This is a genomic window from Vibrio sp. ABH4_348 (assembly GCF_056159765.1).
Map to the genome: position 1 here is coordinate 451,047 of NZ_JBSWVW010000001.1, position 24,295 is coordinate 475,341.

Below are 24,295 nucleotides of genomic sequence, written 5' to 3' on the forward strand. Positions count from 1 at the left end.
AAGGTTTTTATCTTTACGAAAAAGGCAGCTTACTTCGCTGCCTTTTTTATTGTCTTGTACCAAATTTAAACATCCAATTTGTTTACTGAATTTGTTTTTCTGGTTTAGGGGCTGGTTGTTCAGATTTTTTCCTGTCTAGGATTTGCGTGAAATAGCCTCGCAAGCTATACAGCATAGCAAGGCTTGGGATTACCATTAACGAGGTGATGATAAAGAACATCGACCAATCATTGAGGTAGTCAACTAACTCGCCACTGAATGACGCCAATGTCGTTCTGCCGAAGTTACCCAACGAAGCCAACAGCGCATACTGTGTTGCTGAAAACGCCTGTCCAGTCACCATAGTTAAGAACGAAACAAAAGCCACGGTAGAAAATGCGGTGGTGAAGTTATCAATCACCAAGGTCGCTAAGAATAAGTTCTCAACTGGCCCTGCTTTTGCCATCCAAGCAAACATTAGGTTACTAGCCGCCATGGCAATACCACCCACCATTAACCCGCGAACAATGCCAAATTTCACATTTACCATACTGCCGAGAATAGTGAATAAGATGGTCAGTCCCCAACCAATCAATTTCGAGTAGTAACCGATCTGCTCGTTACTAAAACCAACTTCTTTGTAAAAAGTGATCGACATCCTTCCGAGGAATGCCTCACCAATTTTAAACAAGAACACAAAAAGTAGTAGGGTAATGGCGACCCGGAAACCATTACTCTTAAAGAAATCGGCGAATGGTTCAATCACGGTGACACTAAACCAAGCGACGACTTTTGAACCCACCACTTTTTTGTGACGATCTTCTGCCTGAGCTTGAAGTGCTTCACGATCAGTTTTTGGCTCGCCAACCAGTAAGGTAAACAGTATGAGTACCCCAACGATGGCAGCCATACCATAGTAAACCCCATTCCAACCGATCGAATCGGCGTTAATAAATGCCAGATAACCGGGTAGTGAGTACCCTGTCCACCAACCAACAACCGCCATGGCAGATGCTTGCGGTAATTTTGAACCTTCTTTTTTAGGGAAAGTGTCGATACGGTATGCATCAATTGAAATGTCTTGGGTCGCTGAGGCTATGGCGATGCCCAATGCAATTGCTGACGTGAGAATTAAGTTTTGTGCCGGGTCGACACCCGCAATGGCGAGTGTGCACAACAAGATGACCGACTGGCACAACAGTATCCAACTGCGTCGATGCCCAAGAAGCGGATTCAGAACAGGAAGCTTAACGCGGTCTACTAAAGGGGCCCATAAAAAGTTAATAGCGTAGACGGCAAAAATACTCCCAAAATAACCAATGGCGGCGCGAGTCATTCCCGCATCTTTTAGCCAGCCTGACATATTGGAACCAATCAAAACCCACGGAAAGCCACTAGAGCAACCCATTAGGAAAACCCAAAGCAGCTTTTTATCGGCATAGCTGCGAACCGTCTCGGTCCAAGACATTGATGTCATCGCGGTATCCTTACTTTATGAGAATAAAAAAGCTCCTCAAATTGGGAGCTTTTTTTATTTATTTCACAATACTAACTTGCTGAATGATGATGGCGTTGGTCGGTACATCCTGCATACGACCACGTGAGCCAGTCGGTTGTTTACCGATTTTTTCAATGACCTCCAGTCCTTCAGTGACTTGGCCAAATACGGCATAACCGGGTGGTCGCTGGTCATAATCTAGAAAGGCATTATCGACTAAGTTAATAAAAAATTGGCGAGTCGCTGAGTTGGGATCTTGGGTTCTTGCCATGGCGATAGACCCTTTAGTGTTTTTTAAGCCGTTTTTCGACTCTAAAACAATAGGTGCCTCAGTCGGTAAACGCTGCATGTTTTCGTTAAACCCACCACCTTGCACCATAAAGTTTTCGATGACTCGATGGAAAATACTGCCTTGATAGCTACCATCTTCAACATACTTTAGAAAGTTAGCCGAACTAATTGGCGCATCTTCTTCGTTAAGTTCGACAGTAAAACTGCCCAAGTTGGTTTGAAATTTGACTAAAGTGTCAGCCAGAAGGTGAGGCGACACAAACAGCGCAGCTACTAAGGTAAAAGCGGTAAAACGTTTCATTAAAAACGCTCCTGCATGTATTGGATGAGTTCTTGATCGTTCGCCACTTCTTTCAGCACAAGGTTGACGACATCGTTAAGAACAAGTTCAACTTCTCGATTTGAGGCACTCATTGCTCCAGCGCGCTCCGCAACACCATTAAAGGTTTTTACCAGCTTTCCTTGTGGTGTCTCTGCTGTGATTTCGATAACCACGGCCGCTTCCATTTCATTTTCCATAATGGAATGCTGAACCTTGACCAAGGCTTCTTTTACATTAATGGCAATGGAGTTTTCACTATTTACTGCACTGGAGAAACCTTGAGATTGAAATTGAGCCATTAATGCATTTTCAATTTCAATACGGACATTTTGTTTGGAATGCAGAGGCTCTAGGTTATTTCTACCGCTATCAACCAGAGCTACATATTGCGCGGAACGAGAATCCGAACTGGTCAATGAGAAGGTTTTACCGCTCACTAACGCATTACTACTGAGTACTGGCTGTGGCATAAGAGTAAGCTGTTGAGGTTGTGGCGCAGAACATGCGGCCAGCAAGGCTACAGATGCAGCAATAACGAGTTTTTTCATAGTGTGACCTATCACTTTAGAATGTGTAGTTTCTGATTTAAGCTCTATTTAGTGGCTTGTAAAATAACAAACTTTTTATTTTGAGCGACGCGCTTTACGTTGGCGTGGCCAAACAGTCTAGATAATTTATCATCGTAGCCGAGGTGACGGTTGCCGATAACTAATAATTGGCCAGCAGATCTCAGAACATGCTTTGCATCACAGAACATTTGCCAAGCTATGTGGTCCGTCACAGTTAGGTTTTGGTGAAAAGGGGGATTGCACACCACTAAATCCGCCGTATTTTCAGCCACGCCTTCAAGACAGTTGTTGGTTAGTACTTGATGTTTGCTATAGCTAGGAAGGTTGTCGGCGACGTTCATCTGACAAGAACGCGTTGCCATGTAACTTTCGTCAACACTCAATATTTGCGCATTAGGGTTTAGCTGCGCGAGTTTGACTGAAAGAACACCGTTACCACACCCAAGGTCAATGATGTTATTAAGGCGCTCGCTTTGTGGAAGATGCTCAAGAAAAAATCGCGCACCCAAATCAAGCTTTTCTCCACTGTAGACGTTTGCTAAGTTGGACAGACTGATATTGTGTTCGGTTACTTGCCATTGGGTGACTTCGTCAATATTCCCAGTGAAATTACCGGTGCGGTTAAAAACTAAGCGGTGTTTTTTCCAAGCCAAAGATGTCGTGGTATCCCCTAGCGCCTGCTCGAAAATGTTAAGTGTTGAGCTGTGAATTTCTTTCGCCTTGTTGACTGAAATTACTGGCACGTTTTCAGGTATGTTGTGAGCGATAGATTGCAGTAACCATTTCAAATATCGGTTACTTTTGGGGATAACCATCAAAACCAAGTCTATGTCTGTGGGCCATTCATCAGTTGTCGTTCGCCAGTCGATATCTGGTAGCTGGTTCTGTTTAAGATTGTGTTGGCAAGCCAAGTAGCTGACATGCGAATCACTTATTGTAGTGGTGTTGTAGTCTGCAGATAATGCGCAAGACAGAGCGCCAAATGCGTCATTGAGAATTAGAACACGCTTACCCAAAGGAAGGTCCATCTCTTCAAGGTGTTGAATGAGATACTCATCACCCGCGCTCCAAGCTTGCAGCTGTTCATTTTTTTTAACTGGGTAACGATTTAAGGCGAAGGGCTTACCGCGCAGCGATACTTGATTAGGTTGCATTATTTTGAAATTGGAAGTTGTCGTCTTCGGTAAAGGTAACGCAATTTCCCGACTAAGTCTTAGTTATTGAGTGACTGCTGGAGCGCGAAATTAATATCTCGTGTTAATCGAGTATCTCAAATTGAGCATTCGCTATTCATTTTGGCTACTTTTGTTGCTTTCCAAGTATAATCAAACAAAAGCGCTTAATTGTGCTATCTAAGTAGCTTAATAAAAATAAATCAAAGAGAGTAAAGTTATGAGTGAGCCCATCGTCCAGCCCGCCATTGAGGCTAAATTAGCAAAAGCATTTGAACCGGAATTTCTAGCGGTCGAAAATGAGAGCTTTAAACACAATGTTCCAGCAGGCTCAGAGAGTCATTTCAAAGTGGTTATCGTTAGTGATGAGTTTGCAGGAAAACGTTTGATCGCAAGACACAGAGCCGTAAATAGTGCACTGGCTCATGAGCTTGCAGAGCAGATACATGCTCTGTCAATTCACACCTACACCCCAGAAGAGTGGCAAGAACAAGGCGTCGCACCTTCTACACCGATGTGTTTGGGTGGCGATAAGCAAGGCCGCTAACACCATTAACACACTGAGTTCTCATTTTGACCGTTTGCTAACAAAATGAAACATAATTGGGGTAAACGCTCAATAGAGACTAAAATTAATCAAACAAGAGTTTATGTTGTGCTTTGTGCACTGGCTCAAAGTTATGAAGATTAGCCAGCTTATTGACCTATAAAGCACAGAAATAATGTCAGTAATGACAATTTTGGTCATGGTCAGCAAATCGTAAAAGATGATAGAATGCTGCCCCTAAGAAATCTCGATAAATTTTTGTGACGAGATAATTAAAAGGATGTTGCGATTCTGGTGTGAGCTCAAGTGCCAGAACCGGACACTAATGTCGTGTCTAACAATTACGCAATTAAAAGAATCTTTTTCCCGATAAAGTAGTGCAAGTGCGTATGATTACAATAAAGAAGGGTTTGGACATTCCTATTGCGGGAACTCCTACCCAGGTGATTAATGATGGTAATTCCATCACAAAAGTCGCCTTGCTTGGCGAAGAATACGTTGGCATGCGTCCTACCATGCATGTCCGCGTAGGAGATGAAGTAAAGAAAGCTCAAATTCTTTTTGAAGATAAAAAGAATCCTGGTGTGAAATTTACTTCACCAGCAAGTGGTAAAGTCATCGAAGTTAACCGTGGCGCTAAGCGTGTCCTTCAATCTGTTGTGATTGAAGTGGCAGGTGAAGAGCAAGTTACTTTTGATAGCTTTGACGCCAGTGCTCTGAGCGGTCTAGATCGTCAAACGATCGTTGATCAGCTTGTTGAGTCTGGTGCGTGGACCGCTTTGCGTACTCGTCCATTCAGCAAGGTCCCTGCTATTGATTCAAACACTCAGGCAATTTTTGTTACTGCATTGGATACTAATCCTTTAGCGGCTCAGCCTGACCTAATCATCAACGAACAGCAAGATGCGTTTGTTGCTGGATTAGATTTGCTTTCAAAGCTAACTGACGGCAAGGTTTACGTTTGTAAATCTGCAGCCAGCTTACCTAAGTCTTCACAATCCAATGTTGAAGAGCATGTATTTGACGGTCCTCACCCAGCGGGTTTGCCAGGCACACACATGCATTTCCTTTACCCAGTGAATGCGGAAACGACGGCTTGGCATATTAACTACCAAGACGTAATTGCATACGGTAAGTTATTCCTAACAGGTGAAGTTTTCTCTGACCGCGTTGTTTCTCTCGCGGGTCCGGTAGTGAATAACCCTCGTTTGGTGCGTACTCTAGCTGGTGCAAGCCTTGAAGACCTAACCAACAACGAAGTTATGCCAGGTGACGTGCGCGTTATTTCTGGTTCTGTGCTTTCTGGCACGGCAGCATCTGGCCCACACGCTTTCCTTGGCCGTTACCATAACCAAGTTTCTGTGTTGCGCGAAGGTCGTGACAAAGAATTCTTTGGCTGGGTAATGCCAGGTAAAAACAAGTTCTCTGTGACTCGAGCTTACCTAGGTCACTTGTTCAAAGGTCAACTGTTTAACATGACAACCACTACCAATGGTAGTGATCGTTCTATGGTTCCAATCGGTAACTATGAACGTGTCATGCCGTTAGATATGGAACCAACACTTCTTCTGCGCGACTTGTGTGCAGGTGATACTGACAGCGCGGCACGTTTAGGTGCGCTGGAGTTGGATGAAGAAGATCTAGCGTTATGTACCTTTGTATGTCCAGGCAAATACGAATACGGTCATCTTCTTCGTAACTGTCTAGACACGATAGTGAAAGAAGGGTAATTCTCATGGGTCTTAAAAAGTTTCTTGAAGATATCGAGCCTCATTTTGAGCCTGGTGGTAAACATGAGAAATGGTTTGCCTTGTATGAAGCTGTAGCGACAGTTTTTTACACTCCAGGTCTAATTACGAAAAAGAGCTCACACGTTCGTGACAGCATTGACTTGAAACGCATCATGATCATGGTGTGGTTTGCAACATTCCCTGCAATCTTCTGGGGTATGTACAATGCTGGTGGCCAAGCTATTTTGGCTCTAAACCACTTATACTCTGGCGATCAGTTTGCCGCTGTTATCGCTGGTGATTGGCGTTACTCTCTTACGCAAGCACTCGGCGGTACGCTAGGTCCTGATGCGGCATGGGGCAGTAAAACCTTACTAGGTGCAATGTATTTCCTACCAATCTACGCCACGGTATTTATTGTGGGTGCATTCTGGGAAATTTTGTTCTGTATGGTGCGTAAGCACGAAGTAAACGAAGGCTTCTTTGTTACCTCTATCTTGTTTGCGTTGATTGTTCCGCCTACGCTTCCTTTGTGGCAAGCGGCGTTGGGTATCACTTTCGGTGTTGTTGTTGCCAAAGAAATCTTTGGTGGTACAGGCCGTAACTTCCTTAACCCAGCTCTTGCCGGTCGTGCATTCCTATTCTTTGCTTACCCAGCGCAAATCTCAGGCGATCTAGTTTGGACTGCTGCAGATGGTTTCTCTGGTGCTACCGCACTTAGCCAGTGGGCGCAAGGTGGTGAAGGTTCATTGGTTCACAACGTAACTGGTGAAGCGATCACTTGGATGGACGCGTTCCTAGGTAACATCCCAGGTTCTATCGGTGAAGTTTCAGTGTTAGCACTCATGATTGGTGCGGCTTTCATTGTTTACTTGCGAATTGCCTCTTGGCGCATCATTGCCGGTGTAATGATCGGTATGGTTGCTACGGCAACGCTGTTCAATGTGATTGGTTCTGATACTAACCCACTATTTAGTATGCCTTGGCACTGGCACTTAGTTTTAGGTGGCTTTGCATTCGGTATGTTCTTTATGGCGACAGACCCTGTTTCAGCGTCTTTCACTAATAAAGGTAAGTGGTGGTACGGCATCTTGATCGGTGCGATGTGTGTAATGATTCGTGTAGTTAACCCTGCATACCCAGAAGGTATGATGTTGGCAATTCTATTCGCGAACTTGTTTGCACCTCTATTCGACCACGTTGTGATTGAAAAGAACATCAAGCGGAGACTAGCGCGCTATGGCAAGTAATAACGATAGCATCAAAAAAACGCTGTTCGTCGTTATCGCGTTGAGCTTAGTGTGCTCTATCGTGGTATCTGGCGCGGCGGTAGGTCTTCGCGACCTACAAAAATCGAACGCGGTTTTAGATAAACAAAGCAAAATCGTTGAAGTAGCAGGTGTATCCGGCTCAGGCTCTATTCCTGAAGTCTATGCGGAGTTTATTGAGCCTCGTATCGTTAACTTAGATACGGGTGAGTTCGTTGAAAAAGATGCGGCAACATTTGATCAGCGCGCGTCTGCAAAGAACCCTGAAACTTCAATCGCACTGACATCAGACGAAGATGTTGCAAACATTCGTCGTCGTTCTAATGAAGCCATCGTTTACCTTGTGAAAGACGGTGATGACGTGTCACGCGTCATTATCCCTGTTCACGGTAAAGGCCTATGGTCTATGATGTACGCATTGGTTGCCGTTGAACCAGACGGTAATACCGTTGCAGGTATCAGCTACTACGAGCAAGGTGAAACAGCCGGTCTAGGTGGAGAAGTTGAAAACCCAGCTTGGCGCGCTCAGTTCGAAGGCAAAAAGCTTTTCGACGAAAACTTCAAACCTGCTCTTAAAGTGGTAAAAGGTGGAGCTCCTGCTGGCTCTCAACACGGCGTTGACGGTCTGTCTGGTGCGACTTTGACCAGTAATGGTGTTCAGTACACTTTTGACTTCTGGTTAGGTGAGCAAGGCTTTGGTCCTTTCCTAGCGAACGTCCGTAACGGAGGTCTAAACTAATGTCTAGCGCTCAAAATGTTAGAAAGAGCTTGTTTGCTCCTGTTATCGACAATAACCCAATTGCGCTTCAAGTACTTGGTGTATGTTCGGCACTGGCAGTAACGACTAAGCTTGAAACTGCGTTTGTAATGACGATTGCGGTAATTTTCGTAACGGCATTCTCAAACTTGTTCGTTTCTTTGATTCGTCATCACATCCCAAACAGCGTGCGTATCATTGTCCAAATGGCAATCATTGCATCATTGGTAATCGTTGTTGACCAAATCCTTAAAGCTTTCCTTTACGACATCTCTAAACAGTTGTCGGTATTCGTTGGCCTGATCATTACTAACTGTATTGTAATGGGGCGTGCAGAAGCATTTGCGATGAAATCTGCACCGGGTCCATCTTTCATTGATGGTATTGGCAACGGTTTGGGTTATGGCTTCGTACTTATTACTGTAGGCTTCTTCCGCGAGCTATTTGGTTCGGGCAAACTGTTCGGTATGGAAGTGCTTCCACTCGTTAACAACGGTGGTTGGTACCAGCCAAACGGTATGATGTTGTTGGCACCTTCAGCGTTCTTCTTGATCGGTTTCCTAATTTGGATAATCCGTGAGCTGAAGCCAGAGCAAGTCGAAGCGAAGGAGTAAGGGTGTCATGGAACATTATCTAAGCTTATTAGTTAAATCGATTTTTATCGAAAACCTAGCCCTGTCTTTCTTCTTGGGTATGTGTACTTTCCTGGCGGTATCTAAGAAAGTTAAGACGGCATTTGGTCTAGGTGTTGCGGTTGTATTTGTTCTAACGGTCGCAGTACCAGTGAACAACGTGTTGTACACCCTAGTACTTAAAGAAAACGCATTAGTTGAGGGAGTGAATCTAAGCTTCCTAAACTTCATCACTTTCATCGGTGTAATCGCGGCGCTGGTACAGATTCTAGAAATGGTTTTGGACCGTTTCTTCCCACCTCTGTACAACGCACTTGGCATCTTCTTGCCGTTGATCACAGTAAACTGTGCAATCTTCGGTGGCGTATCGTTCATGGTACAGCGCGACTATAACTTTGCGGAATCGGTAGTGTACGGATTCGGTTCAGGTATTGGTTGGATGCTAGCTATCGTCGCTCTTGCGGGTCTACGTGAGAAGATGAAGTACTCTGATGTTCCTCCAGGTCTGCGTGGTCTAGGCATCACGTTTATCTCTGTAGGTTTGATGGCGTTAGGCTTTATGTCTTTCTCTGGTGTTCAACTGTAAGTCGGGTAAACCGCAACAATAAAGGAATAGTCTAATGGACATTATTCTTGGCGTAGTGATGTTTACTTTGATTGTACTGGCATTAGTACTAGTGATTCTATTCGCTAAGTCAAAGCTGGTACCAACAGGTGACATTACGATTTCTGTCAATGGCGATCCAGAAAAAGCGATCGTAACTCAACCAGGTAGCAAACTACTTGGTGCACTAGCGGGTGCGGGTGTATTCGTATCTTCTGCTTGTGGTGGCGGTGGCTCTTGTGGTCAGTGTCGCGTGAAAATCAAATCAGGTGGTGGTGAAATCCTACCGACCGAGCTTGACCATATTACTAAAGGTGAAGCGCGTGAAGGCGAGCGTCTAGCGTGTCAGGTAGCAATGAAAACCGACATGGATATCGAACTGCCTGAAGAGATCTTTGGTGTTAAAAAATGGGAATGTACGGTTATCTCTAATGATAACAAAGCAACCTTCATCAAAGAGCTTAAGCTGCAGATTCCTGATGGTGAATCAGTGCCATTCCGTGCTGGTGGTTATATCCAGATTGAAGCGCCCGTCCACCATGTGAAGTACGCAGACTTCGATGTACCTGAAGAGTATCGTGAAGATTGGGACAAGTTTAACCTGTTCCGTTACGAGTCTAAGGTTGACGAAGAAACTATTCGTGCTTACTCAATGGCAAACTACCCAGAAGAAGAAGGCATTATTATGTTGAACGTGCGTATTGCTACGCCGCCACCTAATAATCCTGATGTACCACCTGGTATCATGTCTTCGTACATCTGGTCACTGAAAGAAGGTGACAAATGTACGATTTCTGGTCCGTTTGGTGAGTTCTTCGCGAAAGACACTGATGCTGAAATGGTATTCGTTGGTGGTGGTGCAGGTATGGCTCCTATGCGCTCGCACATCTTCGACCAGCTTAAGCGTCTAAAATCTTCTCGTAAGATGTCGTTCTGGTACGGTGCTCGTTCTAAGCGTGAGATGTTCTACGTTGAGGATTTTGATGGCCTGCAAGCAGAAAACGATAACTTCGTGTGGCACTGTGCTCTTTCTGATCCAATGCCTGAAGATAACTGGGATGGCTACACTGGCTTCATCCACAATGTCTTGTACGAAAACTACCTGAAGGATCATGAAGCGCCTGAAGATTGTGAGTACTACATGTGTGGTCCACCAATGATGAACGCGGCTGTAATAGGCATGCTTAAAGATCTTGGTGTAGAGGATGAGAACATCCTACTTGATGACTTCGGTGGCTAATCGCTGACTTGGTCATAAATATACAAATGGCTGACTCCTAGAGTCAGCCATTCTTTTACTCATACTTCTAACTCAACAGTAAGCACTGCAATAAATTGGTTAGGTACAGTTTATTTCCGTGTTTATTAATTTACTCTTGATAGGAGAGAGCAAGTGAAACTATGGCTTGTTGTATTAGCTTCGTTTCTTGTATTAGTTGGCTGTGATAAGCCAGCGGAGCAAATTCATCTGAATGGCCCAACTATGGGTACTCAGTACAACGTGAAATATTTGAAGGTTGATGGCGTTGCTGCGCCAGAAGCTATTCAAACCGAGATCAATAACCGTCTAGAACTGGTTAACGACCAGATGTCTACTTACCGCAAAACATCCGAACTGAGCCGCTTTAATCAATCTGAATCTACAGAACCGTTTAGTGTTTCAGCTGATACTGCTCTGGTAACCAGAGAAGCAATTCGACTAAACCAAGTTACGTTGGGTGCGCTAGACGTGACAGTTGGGCCTCTAGTCAACCTTTGGGGTTTTGGTCCAGAAGCAAGACCTGAGAAAGTACCAAGTGAAGAGCAGCTGGCTGAGCGTCGCGCGCGTATTGGTATTGAGCATCTAACCGTTGAAGGCAATACTCTACAGAAGACGATTCCAGATTTGTACGTTGACCTTTCTACTATTGCGAAAGGTTGGGGTGTTGACGTCATTGCTGATTATCTGGAAGAGTTAGGTATTGCTAACTATATGGTTGAAATTGGTGGCGAAATCCGTCTTAAGGGTCACAACCGTGAAGAAGTTCAATGGCGTATTGCCATTGAAAAGCCGTCTACCGATGAGCGTAGTGTTCAGGAAATAATTCAGCCTGGTGATATGGCAATGGCTACTTCAGGTGACTATCGTAATTACTTCGAAGATGAGGGGATTCGTTACTCTCATATCATTAACCCGGAGACCGGTAAGCCGATCACTCACCGCGTTGCTTCAGTGACGGTACTAGATAAGTCGTCGATGACAGCCGATGGTTTATCTACAGGATTAATGGTGTTGGGAGATGAGCTTGGATTGAAAGTTGCCAACGAACATGGTATCCCTGCATTAATGATTATAAAAACGGACGATGGCTTCAAAGAAGTAGCTTCAGAAGCGTTCAAACCGTTCCTAAAATAATATTGAGTGAGTAGGTCGTTATGAGTACGTTTTTAATTACATTTGCACTGTTTACCGGATTCATCGCTCTTATGGCGGTGGGATTCATTTTTGCACGAAAAGAAGTAAAAGGCAGTTGTGGTGGACTTGGTCCATTGGGCATTGAAAAAGTGTGTAATTGCCCGGAACCTTGTGATGCAAGAATGAAGCGTGAAGCTCGTGAAGCTGCGCGTGCTGAGAAGCTGAATCAGTGGGAAAAAGACCGTATTGCTTAACGAAAAACGCATTGCCAAAGAGAGCCGAACGGCTCTCTTTTTTGTCTTACCCTAAACCAACTATTTGGTTGCGACCGGATTCTTTAGCCAAGTACAAACGTTGGTCGGCAATATGAATTTGTTCTTCTAGGCTAGCACTAGGCTCTGATGCTCCGACACTAACAGTAATAGGGAATTGCTGGTCAGCAAATTGAATCGGCGTGACTTGTATTTTGACACGCATGAGTTCGAGCTCTTGTAAAAAGCGGCTGTACCCAAAGCGGCTAATGATGCAAAACTCCTCCCCACCAAACCTCACCACAATATCTTTGCTGAAGTGCTGTTTCATCAAGTGTGCAACCTGCACCAACGCCGTATCGCCACCATCGTGGCCATAGGTGTCGTTAACGTTTTTGAAATGGTCAATATCCACCATCGCCAAGTTGTACTCAGAATTTCGCTTAAACTTAGAAAACAGGTAGCGTCGATTCCAAAGTGAGGTCAAAGCATCTTGATTAGCTAACCGGTACAGGGTGTCGGTTGCCTCTTTCATATTCAGTATCTGATGGATACGACAGTTAAACTCTTCTTGGTTGAGTGGTTTATGAAGGAAATCATTAGCGCCAGCTTTAAGAAAGCGTGCTGTAATTGCGGGGTTATCACTACCGGATAGCCCTAATACGGCAACTTGGTTGCGATCTAAGGTTCGACGAATTTCACGAGTCATGGAAATACCATCCATGTTCGGCATGGCTTGGTCGGATATTATCACTGTGATGTCTGGGTTTTGTTTTAGCACTTCTAATGCATGAGCACCGTCATCTGCTTCTAACGTCTCAATATATTGGCGTTCTAACATCATTCGTACGTGGCAACGAATAGACAATGAATCATCCACCACTAGTGCTTTGTGATTGTGATTGTTCATTAGTCGAGTGCATAAAGGTACCAGATACGCGACTGCACTCATGCTTTCTTTGACAATGTAATCCAATACCCCTCTAGCTATAAACTGATCTCTCGAGTCATCGTCAAAATGACCCGTCAGCACAATAACTTTCAGTTTTTGCTCTAATGCGTAATCGATAACCTCTCCGTTTGGGCCATCGGGCAAACAATAATCCAAAACCGCAAATAAGTAATCATCATTGCTATCGATCAGAGCTTTTGCTTCTGCCAAAGATTCCGCAGAGTCAACGGTTAACCCAATTTCAGTGAGTTTGCTTTCAACATAAGTTCGAAAAGCGCGACTGTCTTCTACAACAAGAACTTTATACATGGGGTGAGTGCTTACCTTAACGTGTTGAGCTAACGGGATTTCAATCGATACTTTTAATGATAAGACATGATGAAAATTTTGCTGATTACTTGAGCTAATAAGTAAAAAAGATATACTGTTTTTATATACAGTTCTGGTTTTCGCTATGAGAAAAATAATACACGTAGACATGGATTGCTTTTTTGCAGCGGTCGAGATGCGCGATAACCCCGATTATCGGAATAGAGCACTTGCAGTGGGTGGCTCAGAAAAGCAGCGGGGTGTTATAAGTACCTGTAACTATCAGGCTCGCGAGTTCGGCGTAAGAAGTGCTATGGCTACCGCCAAAGCATTGAAGCTGTGTCCAGGCCTATTGGTGGTGCCAGGACGTATGCAAGTCTACAAGGATGTATCAAAACACATCCGAGAAATTTTTTCTCGCTACACTCCTCTTATCGAACCGCTTTCTTTAGACGAAGCATATTTAGATGTAACAGAGTCCACTCAGTGCTCCGGGTCAGCAACGTTAATGGCGGAGGCGATTCGCCGTGACATATACAATGAGCTCGAATTGACCGCTTCAGCAGGTGTTGCGCCAATCAAGTTCATGGCAAAAGTCGCGTCTGATCTCAATAAACCGAACGGGCAATATGTAATAACGCCAGATACGCTGCAAAGTGAGATTGATAAGTTGTCTCTTGGCAAAATTCCTGGAGTGGGGAAGGTGACATTAGAAAAGCTAAATAAAGCAGGCCTATTTACCTGTAGTGATATCAAACAACAAGATCATTTAGCCCTTATCAGACGCTATGGCCGACTCGGAGAGTCTTTGTGGAAGCGCAGCCATGGCATCGACAACCGAGAAGTCGTGACCGAACGAGAACGCAAATCTGTTGGTGTAGAGAGAACATTTAGCGAAAATATTTCGAGTTATCAGGAATGCTGGCAAATCATTGAAAACAAGTTGTTCCCCGAATTGGAGTTACGCCTAGCAAATGCTTCCGAGTCGAAAAGCATCACCAAACAAGGCATCAAAATGAAGTTTGCTGATTTCCAGCAGACAACCATTGAGCACGGGCAGCTGAGTCTAAATCTCGAGGATTTTAAAGGGCTACTAAGCGATATACTCAAACGTCAGCAAGGACGAGAAATTCGTTTATTAGGATTGAACGTTATGCTAAAACCAGAGCAAGCTCAAAAACAACTCAGCTTTTTTTAGGTGTCTATCAATATGAACAAAGCCACTGTACTTGGCCTTTTTGCTCTATTACCCCAAATAACGAACGCTGAATGTAGTGTTCAGTTAAGCAGTGATCTTTCTGTCAAAGATGAACAAATACAGATCGAAAACAATGGAACAACGGCAGAGCTCGACGCAGACCAATTGCGCCTTCACGGTGATTCGATATCTTTAACCGCAGAACAAAAAGCCGCCCTGCAACACTATCAGAATTTGATACGAGACTTTATGCCCAAGCTTGAAGGGTTCGCTGACACGAGTTTTTTACTCGCGACTGATATCGTAAACGAAGTTGCGAGGAAGTTAGATAATCCTGAAGCGTTGAATGAGACCAAGCAAAAAATAAATCAGGCAATAGGCCAAATTAAGCAGGAGTATTATAAAGATGGCGAGTGGACACTGCCGTCTGGCAGTTATCAGGATTATGCATCCACATTATCTCAACAGATTGAACAATTAAAAGCTGTTATGGATCTTGAGGTGATTTCCAGTGCCTTCAATGTCATGAGTGAGAGAATGAAACAAGAAGGTGGCGTAAACCTAACAGAACTCGGTGAGCAAATCAGATCACTGAAATCGAATTTGGCAGAGCGCTTCCAGCAACATGAAAAACAGATTGAAGCCCAGTCTGAGGACATGTGCCAATCTCTTGAACAGTTGTCAGAACAAGAACAAAAGCTTCATAAGCTCATTCCACAATTGAAAGACTACCCCTTAGTTACCATCTAACTTCGATTGGATGATGGTCCTGATGTATTGTCATTTGTACACCCATAAAACCAGATAACTTGTGTTATCTGGTTTTTTTATCTGATTTAGATTGGTACGCTAGCAATATTGTACTAGCTAACTAGTTTGTGAGTGTGTTTATGGGTGGAATGACGACTCAACGAGAAGCTTTTGGCTCTCGTATGGGATTTATTTTGGCTGCGGCAGGGGCGGCAGTTGGATTAGGAAATATTTGGGGTTTCCCTACACAAGCGGCATCAAATGGTGGTGGAGCATTTTTGTTGGTCTATCTGGTCATGATCTTGTTGGTGGCGTTTCCAATGCTGGTGGTGGAGATGGCGATAGGTCGTCACGGTCAAGCTAACCCTGTCGATAGCATGCGCTCACTTACCGATTCTCAGGCCAAAAAAAGCGTAGGCGCTTTGGTCGGTTGGATAGGCTTGAGCGTGCCCAGCGCGGTATTGGCGTTTTACAGTATTGTTGGCGGCTGGCTGATCTGTTTTCTTCTGGGCGCAATCACTGAGTTAATCGGGATGCAGGCAGCAACAGCTTGGTTTAAAGGGTTTAGCGTTGAGCGCAACTTGTTTGGCACTTTAGTCTTTTATGTTTTAACCATTCTAATTGTTCAAGGCGGTGTTAAAAAAGGTATTGAAAGATGGTCGACACGTTTGATGCCTGCACTATTTGCATTGTTCGCCATTTTGTTTGTCTACATCATGTCGCAAGATGGTGCGATGGAAGGGTTAAAACACTATTTAGTTCCTGACTTTGACAAGATTTGGGACCGTCAGTTGATCTTAGCTGCGATGGGGCAGGGTTTCTTTTCTCTTACCATTGGTGGCTGCTCAATGTTGATTTACGGCTCTTACCTGAGTAAAAAAGAAAACCTACCGAAAATGGCTATGAACGTGTCACTGGTTGATACCGGTGTTGCATTTCTCGCGGGTCTTGTGGTGTTGCCAGCTATGTTTGTTGCGATGCAAAAAGGCGTGCAAATCTACTCTGAATCAGGCGCTTTACTAAGTAGCGATACGCTTGTGTTTACTGTACTGCCACTAATGTTCGACAGCCTTGGATTACTTGGCCAACTCTTTGCTGTGGTTTTCTTTTTACTTCTGACTATTGCAGCGCTGACCTCATCCATTTCCATGTTGGAATGTCCTGTTGCTCTGGTGGGTGAACGATTCGGTACTTCTAGAAAGGGCACTAGTTGGATCATTGGTGGTGTGATCGCCGTTGTGAGCATTGTAATCGTATTTAATTTTGGTGCGTTGTTCGGTTTAGTTGCCAAAGTGGCTACCCAGTATTTACAACCTACTGCTGCACTTATGTTCTGTTTATTTGGCGGTTGGGTTTGGAATCGTCATAAAAAGGTTAAGGAACTTGAACAAGGTTACCCTGAGTTCACACAAGGGTGGTTTGGTAAAGTCTGGCCTTGGTATGTGAAGTTTGTATGCCCAATTTTGGTTACTACGGTTATTTGGGCCTCTTTTGGCTAAGTATACAAGCGACTAAGCAAACAAAAACGGCCATCGCGAAGATGGCCGTTTTGTTAAATCGCAGAGCGATTACGCTTTTTCTGGAATGCGCTCTAGCAGTGCAACCATTTGTTCCCAGTAAAGGGCAACGGTATCAATTTTCACTTTTTCATCTGGAGAGTGCGGGAACTTGATCGTTGGACCAAATGAAACCATATCCATGTTTGGATAAGGTTCTTTGAACAAACCACACTCTAGGCCAGCGTGAATAACCATGATATTTGGTTTGTGGCCGTAGATTTTCTCATACATATCGCGGAAGATAGCCATGATCTCAGAGTCAGGATCTGGCTTCCAGCCAGGGTAGGCACCTGAAAACTCGATTTGTGCATTGGCTAATGTTGCAACCGAAGACAACTGATCTTGCACTTGCTGGCGACCTTCATCAATCAGTGAGCGAATCAAACACATTACGCGGATTTCAGTCTCCGACGTACTAATCACACCAACGTTGAGTGAGGTCTCAACTACGCCTTCAATATCATCGCTCATACGAATCACGCCATTTGGCGCAGCATTGAGAGCATGCGCAAAACGCTGATTATCCGCTGACGTCAGCATTGCCAGTTCGGTTTCCGTTGATTCAACAGAAATGATGATATCCGTTTCAACGGAACCCAGAATTTGCTGTTGAACTTTTAGGTGTTCAGCGACGGCGCTTTCGAGTTTGGTCAGATTGGACTCAGGAAGCGCGATCGTAACAAATGCTTCTCGTGGGATGGCGTTGCGCAGACTACCACCAGTAAACTCAACAAGGTGAGCGTCCAGATCAAGTCCATAACTTACCAAGAAATCGGCAACAATTTTGTTAGCATTGCCACGGCCGGTGTGGATGTCACAACCTGAGTGACCGCCTTTAAGACCCTTTACGGTTAGCTTCTTGACTGTGAAATCACTTGGAATTGTTTGACGTTCAACAGTAAACACCATTTCACCGTCTACACCGCCAGCACAGCCCATGTAGACTTCGCCTTCTTGCTCAGAGTCTGTGTTAAGAAGGATTTCACCTTCAAGCCACCCTTCTTCCAAGCCAAAAGCGCCGGTCATACCAGCTTCTTCGTCAATGGTTAGCAAAACCTCAATTGGACCGTGTTTGATGTCTTCTGCATCAAGGACCGCCAAGCAAGATGCCATTCCGATGCCGTTGTCTGAGCCTAATGTTGTGCCTTTAGCAGTTACCCACTCACCATCAACATAAGGTTGGATTGGGTCAGTAACAAAGTCATGTTCTGTGTCCGCGTTTTTCTGAGGCACCATATCAATATGAGCCTGAAGAACTACTGGCTTACGGTTTTCCATACCAGGAGTCGCCGGCTTTTTGATAAATACGTTGCCAGTCTTGTCTCGTTTTACTTCTAGGCCCTTTTCTTGAGCCCAAGAAATGATGTATTGAGCAAGCGCTTCTTCGTGCTTTGATGGATGAGGAATTGAACAAATTTTGTCAAAAAACTGCCACAAAGATTGTGGTGATAATTGGCTAATTTCAGAGTGAAATTCAGACACAACTGACTCCTTAAGCGAAGTTAATCCAAAGATGATTCAATAAATCTGCGAAGAAATAGAAGGAACCACCGAAATGCTGCCAAGAATATCACTCACAGCCTTTTGAGAGTAGTGCTTTGGAAGTACGCTGTGATTGACATATTTTTAACTCGAATTTTTATAAGAAAGACATGTGCAGTTGGTTTTTTATTCGAGCTAACTTTCTTTCACGCAAATTAATAAAATTGTAATTTAATTACGATAAGGGAAGTGGATATCGGCCAATTTCTAGATTTTTGTGATGCGAGTCAGTTTTTGTTTGTAATTATATTACCGTGTGGTATATTGCACAGGCTCTTGAGAAACAGAGCACAGTATGCTCATTGGACGAGCCCGATTTATCGCCTCCACGGAACCGAGTTTGTTTAAATCGACTTCAATCTAAGGTGATAATATGAAAGGTTTACCGAGTGCAGAGTATTGGTTGTTTGACTCTGTTTACACGACTAATTTTGCATACCCAGTAAGTTTTGGATACTAATCAGATTGCTATCTGGTTGGTTTAACAACTTGCTTTTCGAACTGTTAAGTTCACCCCCTATTTATTTGAAATCCGAGTTGATTCAGACGCCACTTTTTTAAGTGGCGTTTTTTTATGCTTCTAGCTCCATCACCGAAAACCGATACCCAACGCCATAAACTGAATGTAGCCAGTTGGCATCATCTCCAATTGCGGATTGGATTTTCTGGCGTAGCTTTTTGATGTGGCTATCTATTGTCCTCTCGCTCACGATTCGGTTATCTACATAAATTTTATTCATCAGCTGTTGGCGAGAAAAAACTCGTTCGGGCTCCGCTGAGAATAGAGAAAACAGTTCGAACTCAATTGCGGTTAGCTCAACTCTAGCGCCCTTAATTTTGACTTGCATTCGAGCTCGGTCGATTTCGTAGCGATCTGGTTCCCCTCGATTGCTATGTGAAGTCATGTCGAGACGCCGGATTTGGGCTTTAACTCTTGCAACGACCTCTCTGGGAGAAAATGGCTTACATACATAATCGTCCGCACCAAGTTCTAGACCGAGGATTCGATCTAACTCTTCAACTTTTGCCGTGAGCATGATGATTGGGGTTGTTGAAATCTCTCTTATCTCCTTACAGATCTCTAAACCATCTTTGTTCGGCAGCATCAGATCTAGTAGGACACAAGATGGCGAGTTGGCGTTAAACGCGTTCATGGCTAGGTCTCCATCGTCAACAATCACCGGATCTAGACCGCTAGCTGAGAGATAATCGGCCAAAAGATCTGCGATTTTTTGTTCGTCTTCGATTATCAGCACTGTGTTCATTTTATTGCCTCAAGCGGAAAAGCCAGTCGTATCGCCAATCCACCGTATTTAGAATGGTCGGCTGAGATAGAACCTTCATGGGCCAACATGATGCTCTTACATATAGATAACCCTAATCCAGAACCACCTGATTTGCGATTTCGTGAATTTTCAGTTCGATACATAACCTCAAAGAGTTTATCTAGTGAAGCATCCGGCACACTGGGAGAGGTGTCTTCAAAGTCGATATAGACCCAGAGTTTACTAACTTGAACTGAAACATAGATAGAACCGGGCGTGTCTGTATATTTGATGGAATTTGCAAGCAAATTGCTTAACACTTGAGATACTCGAGTTTGGTCTATTTTCGCCAATGCTTTTGAATAAGAGCTGTCTAAGGTGAGATTGAACCCTCGCACTGACGCCTGACCTTTGTGGGACTCGACAAATTGCGAGACGAATTTAACCAAATCCGTACTGGTGAACTCAAAGGTTAACGCGCCCAAATCCGCGTGTGTCAGAGTATTGAGATCTTCAATAAGTTTCATGAGTTGATTGGCTTCTTCTTGCAAAGATCTCAAACTTTTTTCGTCAACACGACGAACCCCATCAAGCAGCGCATCAAGCTCTCCAATAATGATGGTTAATGGCGTTCTGAGCTCGTGTGCAATGTTTGCCAACCATTCTCTTCTGTTGTTTTCTTGTTTTTGTAACGAAGTACCAAGCGCATGTATTGTTTGTTCCAATTGCCCGATTTCATCGCCATTAAACTGAGATTTCAAATTAGAATACTGACCACGCTCTATCTCATTTGCTTGTTTAGCAAGACCTTGCAATCTGTGACTTAGGTATCGGGCAATGAACAAAGCACTGAAGCTATATATAAAGATTCCAAACACAAAAACATAGGTAAACACCTGAGTTTGTTGATTAGAAAATGCCACATCATAGTCGTTAAGTAAGTTCTCTTCATCGAGTGTTCCAACGTAGGCTATTAACACTCCATCCGGATTGTGAATAGGAAGAATCCTATGCACCTCTTCAGGCTGTCCTACAATCGGTTGTTTTTGCTTGTTCAAGAGAACTTTGCTTATTGTATGTGGTATTGGGGGAGGGGGGCGCCTGTCTTCCTTGCGTTTAGGAGGACGCTTGGGCAAAGGCTTTGGCTTACTGCGCGATAAAAACCATTCATCAAGGTATTCTGATGACAAGCTTTCTCCTCGATTTGCTGCCAAGGTCATCTTCTGCCATAGGTCCGGATGATGTCGAAGTGAGCGAAGCTTGTAACCAAGTTGAGTCCAGTTTTCCAAACTCTGGCCTAGAGTTTTATGCTCTTCTCGTTCTCGTTCTGAAATTTGTTGAGCCAACCCTTGGGTGAAACTATAAGAGGTGAGTAGATAGGTCGCCGTTAACAGGATAACGACAGGGATAGTAATGATAAGCCAAAGCTTGAAGCTAAGTTTCAACGCAAGACCTCAGATAACTAATAACTGTCGCGTTTGTCAGGGGCATGGGCTGTGCCAATTAGTTAATTTATAGATATCAATAGTATAGGTGACCTTGTCGAGGCAGGTTCAATAACAGCGTCATTTGCACAATATTTCCTTATTTCTTGCGCTATTCCTGCATTTTCTTTTTCTAAATTGTTATAGCACCACCTGTTTCGGTGCGGCATTGGAGGAAGAAAATGTTGGTTGTAGGTAGCTATTTGTTCAAGTTGAGAAAATTTAAAGTCTCAATACTGACCGTGATATTGCTGTTAACTGGGTGTAGCCCAGAGCAACAAGCCGCTCTGCAAGAGTTTTTGGATGCACTTGACGCAGACCAAGCAACCGCAAGAGACGATGAACTCGAAGCATTGATTAATCGGTTTGGATTGCGGATTGATCCTGTGGCCAACCGAACGATTCCGGCAGTAAACTCTCCTTTATCGCAGTTGGGTAAAAAGCTTTTTTACAGCAAAAGCTTGAGTGGTGATCAAGATGTCGCTTGTGTCACTTGCCATCATCCCTCATTGGGTGGTGCTGACAACTTATCGCTGTCAGTCGGAGTTGCTGCTATATCAGACGATCTGTTAGGTGAAGGCCGGCAGGACAATGACGCGTTACCCAATGTGCCCAGAAATGCACCGACGGTTTTCAATATGGCGTTGTGGGATAGCGGGCTATTTTGGGATTCCCGAGTTGAAAGTTTAGGCAAAGAAGCAAATCAAAATGGTGCACTTTCTAACATCAGTACGCCTGACAGCGGTCATGGAAATGCCGATTTTTCTGCCGGACCGAATCTGGTCACCGCACAAGCCCGATTTCCCGTCACATCAGTTGAAGAAATGAAAGGGTCAACGTTCGAATCAGGTAATTCTAATCAAGATGTGCGAGATCATCTTGCAGCACGAATCGGCGATTTTGGTGAGGGCATGGGAGAACTGGCGTTGAATCAATGGCTGGTGGAGTTTCAAACCGCGTTTTCAAGTAGTGCTGACGCTGCAACGTTAATTACCTTTGACAACATTGCACTGGCGCTAGGAGAGTTTCAGCGTTCAATGGTATTTACCGATAATCCATGGCAAAACTATATTGATGGTTCGCTATCTGCGATGACGGATCAGCAAAAGCAAGGTGCGATTTTATTTTTTACACCAACTTCTGAAGGGGGAGCGGGTTGTGGAGCTTGCCATAACGGCGCTTTGTTCAGTGATGAGGGGCATCATGCGTTAGGCTTTCCACAAATCGGTCCGGGTAAAGGCGTTGGTAATGATGATGATTTTGGCAGGGAGTTGGTAACTTCGAATAGCCAGGACAGATACCGGTTTAGAACACCGTCACTTTTAAATGTCGCGGTAACCGGGCCATATGGTCACTCGGGGACTTATCAAACGCTGAGTCAGGTCATCAGTCATTACAACAACCCTCGCAGAGAGGCTGTAGACTTTTTTGACGATAATGACCTTTGTGATTTGCCACAATTTACTCCAGTTGCCAATTGTTCGAGCTTGTATCCAAATGGTGAAGCCAATACTCGTTTGGCTTTAGATAAGCTAGAACAAGATCAAAGGGACGGAGTTTCACGATTAGGAGATGTAAGAATAAACCGAACAGAACGCGAGCAAATCGAGGCCTTTCTTAATGCTTTAACCGATCCCTGTGTGGAAAGTCGATCTTGCTTAGCACCCTGGATAGCGGATCAAGTTCTTGATAACCCAGATGGAAACGTCTTAATTGCCATTGACCAATTTGGCAACCCTTTGTGAATTCACTCGAACAAACCTATATCTGTTGTAATCGGTTACAAACGTGAAGCGAACATGCCTTGTTCGCTTTTTTCTTGATTTGCGTCAGAGTTCATACTGGCAATCCCATTTTGATAACTTTATAATCCCCGGCCAATCGATTACGCAACCGTTTACTTTTACCCTTATAGGATTCGATTATGCTCGAAAATCTGTTCAAGCTTCGTGAACATGGCACGAACGTAAAGACTGAGGTGATAGCAGGTTTAACCACCTTCTTGACCATGGCCTACATCATTTTTGTTAACCCAATGATTCTTGCTGATGCAGGCATGGACCGTGGCGCCGTATTTGTCGCGACCTGTCTAGCGGCCGCTATTGGCTGTTTCATTATGGGTTTTGTAGCTAACTTCCCAATTGCTCAAGCACCAGGTATGGGGCTCAATGCGTTCTTCACCTATGGTGTGGTATTGGGTATGGGACACACATGGCAGGTTGCACTAGCTGCTGTATTTGTGTCTGGTATCTTGTTTATCCTTTTGAGCCTATTCAAAATCAGAGAGTGGATCATTCACTCCATTCCAATGTCACTGCGCACAGGTATTGCTGCGGGTATTGGTTTATTTTTGGCGTTTATCGGTCTAAAAAATGCTGGAATTGTCGTCGATAGTCCTGCTACCTTCGTTCAAATGGGCGATATCACTTCTGTGAACGCTGTCCTTGCTGGTCTCGGTTTCTTCATTACGGTAGCGCTGGTACATCGCGGCGTGAAAGGCGCGGTAATGCTAGCCATTCTGATTGTGACTGGCCTTGGTATGATTTTCGGTGACGTTCAATGGGGCGGTTTAGTGTCGGCTCCGCCAAGTATCGCACCAACATTTATGCAGCTAGATTTCTCTGCCGTGTTTGAAATTGGCATGATTTCAGTTGTGTTTGCTTTGCTTTTTGTCGATCTATTCGACACGGCAGGCACTTTGGTTGGCGTGGCTCAAAAAGCAGATTTAGTAGACAAAGACGGCCGTATCCCGCGTCTGAATCGCGCTCTACTATCTGACTCAACAGCAACATCTGTTGGCGCACTATTAGGTACTTCGAATACCACATCTTATATTGAGAGTGCAGCGGGCGTATCTGAAGGCGGTCGCACTGGTCTTACAGCTGTCGTGGTTGGCGCACTTTTCTTGTTAGCACTGTTTTTCTCGCCACTTGCTGGTATGATCCCGGCCTACGCAACCGCAGGCGCATTGTTCTATGTTGCGATCTTGATGATGTCTAGCTTAGTTAGCATCGACTGGAAAGATCTGACGGAAGCAGCCCCTGTCGCGGTAACATGTTTACTAATGCCTCTGACATTTTCTATTGCAGAAGGTATTTATCTTGGATTTATCGCTTACGCGGCGATCAAGCTACTTAGTGGCAAAGCCAAAGACGTTTCCATCGCAGTTTGGGTGATGTCTGCGATTTTTGTTGCTAAATTTATCTTTGCTTAATCCTTAA

General features: G+C 44.3%; 22 protein-coding genes. 14 read left to right on the forward strand and 8 right to left on the reverse strand.

Features of this window, described 5'->3' with window-relative positions; all coding sequences use genetic code 11:
* Nucleotides 1-82: 82 nt before the first annotated feature.
* Genes ACXAFJ_RS02080 through ACXAFJ_RS02095 form a run of 4 tightly spaced genes read right to left on the reverse strand, consistent with a single transcriptional unit; the run spans nt 83 to nt 3,813 of the window.
* On the reverse strand, nt 83-1,456 hold the full coding sequence (locus ACXAFJ_RS02080) for an AmpG family muropeptide MFS transporter (RefSeq protein ID WP_475321074.1): 1,374 nt from the start codon (nt 1,454-1,456) through the stop codon (nt 83-85).
* A 58-nt stretch (nt 1,457-1,514) separates the two neighbouring features.
* The gene (locus ACXAFJ_RS02085; RefSeq protein ID WP_475321076.1) at nt 1,515-2,069 is read right to left on the reverse strand and encodes a peptidylprolyl isomerase; all 555 of its coding nucleotides are present in this window, start codon (nt 2,067-2,069) and stop codon (nt 1,515-1,517) included.
* Complete coding sequence (locus ACXAFJ_RS02090; RefSeq protein ID WP_475321077.1) at nt 2,069-2,638, reverse strand: YajG family lipoprotein; 570 nt, start codon at nt 2,636-2,638, stop codon at nt 2,069-2,071. The genes ACXAFJ_RS02085 and ACXAFJ_RS02090 overlap by 1 nt, the downstream gene beginning before the upstream one ends.
* 44 nt (nt 2,639-2,682) lie before the next feature.
* Nucleotides 2,683-3,813: a methyltransferase gene (locus tag ACXAFJ_RS02095; RefSeq protein ID WP_475321078.1), complete on the reverse strand. Its 1,131-nt coding sequence runs from the start codon at nt 3,811-3,813 to the stop codon at nt 2,683-2,685.
* Between the two features lie 250 nt (nt 3,814-4,063).
* Between ACXAFJ_RS02095 and ACXAFJ_RS02100 the strand changes: the two genes are divergently transcribed.
* The 9 genes from ACXAFJ_RS02100 (at nt 4,064) to nqrM (ending at nt 12,018) form a co-directional block, all read left to right on the forward strand.
* Nucleotides 4,064-4,378 (forward strand): BolA family protein, encoded by a 315-nt coding sequence (locus ACXAFJ_RS02100; RefSeq protein WP_475324041.1) that lies wholly within the window; start codon nt 4,064-4,066, stop codon nt 4,376-4,378.
* Between the two features lie 389 nt (nt 4,379-4,767).
* On the forward strand, nt 4,768-6,108 hold the full coding sequence (locus ACXAFJ_RS02105; protein WP_475321079.1) for a Na(+)-translocating NADH-quinone reductase subunit A: 1,341 nt from the start codon (nt 4,768-4,770) through the stop codon (nt 6,106-6,108).
* Nucleotides 6,109-6,113: 5 nt separating this feature from the next.
* Nucleotides 6,114-7,358, forward strand: coding sequence for an NADH:ubiquinone reductase (Na(+)-transporting) subunit B (locus tag ACXAFJ_RS02110; RefSeq protein WP_475321081.1), 1,245 nt, complete (start codon nt 6,114-6,116; stop codon nt 7,356-7,358).
* Nucleotides 7,348-8,115, forward strand: coding sequence for a Na(+)-translocating NADH-quinone reductase subunit C (locus ACXAFJ_RS02115; RefSeq protein ID WP_475321082.1), 768 nt, complete (start codon nt 7,348-7,350; stop codon nt 8,113-8,115). Before ACXAFJ_RS02110 ends, ACXAFJ_RS02115 begins: the two co-directional genes overlap by 11 nt.
* Nucleotides 8,115-8,747, forward strand: coding sequence for an NADH:ubiquinone reductase (Na(+)-transporting) subunit D (locus tag ACXAFJ_RS02120; protein WP_475321083.1), 633 nt, complete (start codon nt 8,115-8,117; stop codon nt 8,745-8,747). The genes ACXAFJ_RS02115 and ACXAFJ_RS02120 overlap by 1 nt, the downstream gene beginning before the upstream one ends.
* A 7-nt stretch (nt 8,748-8,754) precedes the next feature.
* Nucleotides 8,755-9,351 carry an NADH:ubiquinone reductase (Na(+)-transporting) subunit E gene (nqrE, locus tag ACXAFJ_RS02125; RefSeq protein WP_475321085.1) on the forward strand — a complete coding sequence of 199 codons (597 nt, stop codon included), beginning with the start codon at nt 8,755-8,757 and terminating at the stop codon, nt 9,349-9,351.
* Between the two features lie 34 nt (nt 9,352-9,385).
* The gene (gene nqrF / locus ACXAFJ_RS02130) at nt 9,386-10,609 is read left to right on the forward strand and encodes an NADH:ubiquinone reductase (Na(+)-transporting) subunit F (protein ID WP_475321086.1); all 1,224 of its coding nucleotides are present in this window, start codon (nt 9,386-9,388) and stop codon (nt 10,607-10,609) included.
* Nucleotides 10,610-10,762: 153 nt separating this feature from the next.
* Nucleotides 10,763-11,764 (forward strand): FAD:protein FMN transferase, encoded by a 1,002-nt coding sequence (locus ACXAFJ_RS02135; RefSeq protein ID WP_475321087.1) that lies wholly within the window; start codon nt 10,763-10,765, stop codon nt 11,762-11,764.
* A 20-nt stretch (nt 11,765-11,784) separates the two neighbouring features.
* Nucleotides 11,785-12,018 carry a (Na+)-NQR maturation NqrM gene (nqrM, locus tag ACXAFJ_RS02140; RefSeq protein ID WP_475321088.1) on the forward strand — a complete coding sequence of 78 codons (234 nt, stop codon included), beginning with the start codon at nt 11,785-11,787 and terminating at the stop codon, nt 12,016-12,018.
* Between the two features lie 46 nt (nt 12,019-12,064).
* Here nqrM and ACXAFJ_RS02145 read toward each other — a convergent pair whose 3' ends face one another.
* On the reverse strand, nt 12,065-13,276 hold the full coding sequence (locus ACXAFJ_RS02145; protein ID WP_475321090.1) for a GGDEF domain-containing response regulator: 1,212 nt from the start codon (nt 13,274-13,276) through the stop codon (nt 12,065-12,067).
* 145 nt (nt 13,277-13,421) lie between these two features.
* On the opposite strand from ACXAFJ_RS02145, the gene dinB reads away from it, so the two are divergent.
* The 3 genes from dinB to ACXAFJ_RS02160 all read left to right on the forward strand — a co-directional run bounded on the left by dinB (nt 13,422) and on the right by ACXAFJ_RS02160 (nt 16,723).
* A complete protein-coding gene (dinB, locus tag ACXAFJ_RS02150) occupies nt 13,422-14,474 on the forward strand; it encodes a DNA polymerase IV (RefSeq protein WP_475321091.1) in 1,053 nt (350 codons plus the stop codon).
* Between the two features lie 12 nt (nt 14,475-14,486).
* Entirely contained in the window at nt 14,487-15,224 is a 738-nt protein-coding gene (locus ACXAFJ_RS02155) for a DUF2884 family protein (protein ID WP_475321092.1), read from the forward strand.
* 149 nt (nt 15,225-15,373) lie between these two features.
* A complete protein-coding gene (locus ACXAFJ_RS02160; protein ID WP_475321094.1) occupies nt 15,374-16,723 on the forward strand; it encodes a sodium-dependent transporter in 1,350 nt (449 codons plus the stop codon).
* 69 nt (nt 16,724-16,792) lie between these two features.
* Here ACXAFJ_RS02160 and ACXAFJ_RS02165 read toward each other — a convergent pair whose 3' ends face one another.
* From ACXAFJ_RS02165 to ACXAFJ_RS02175, 3 genes are all read right to left on the reverse strand, one after another.
* A complete protein-coding gene (locus ACXAFJ_RS02165) occupies nt 16,793-18,265 on the reverse strand; it encodes an aminoacyl-histidine dipeptidase (protein WP_475321095.1) in 1,473 nt (490 codons plus the stop codon).
* 632 nt (nt 18,266-18,897) lie between these two features.
* Entirely contained in the window at nt 18,898-19,590 is a 693-nt protein-coding gene (locus ACXAFJ_RS02170) for a response regulator (protein WP_475321096.1), read from the reverse strand.
* Nucleotides 19,587-21,035 (reverse strand): ATP-binding protein, encoded by a 1,449-nt coding sequence (locus ACXAFJ_RS02175; protein WP_475321098.1) that lies wholly within the window; start codon nt 21,033-21,035, stop codon nt 19,587-19,589. The genes ACXAFJ_RS02170 and ACXAFJ_RS02175 overlap by 4 nt, the downstream gene beginning before the upstream one ends.
* 221 nt (nt 21,036-21,256) lie before the next feature.
* Here ACXAFJ_RS02175 and ACXAFJ_RS02180 point away from each other — a divergent pair, with 221 nt between their 5' ends.
* Together ACXAFJ_RS02180 and ACXAFJ_RS02185 are read left to right on the forward strand one after the other, a co-directional pair.
* Entirely contained in the window at nt 21,257-22,819 is a 1,563-nt protein-coding gene (locus ACXAFJ_RS02180; RefSeq protein WP_475321099.1) for a cytochrome-c peroxidase, read from the forward strand.
* 179 nt (nt 22,820-22,998) lie between these two features.
* Nucleotides 22,999-24,288 (forward strand): NCS2 family permease, encoded by a 1,290-nt coding sequence (locus ACXAFJ_RS02185; protein WP_475321100.1) that lies wholly within the window; start codon nt 22,999-23,001, stop codon nt 24,286-24,288.
* Nucleotides 24,289-24,295: the final 7 nt, after the last annotated feature.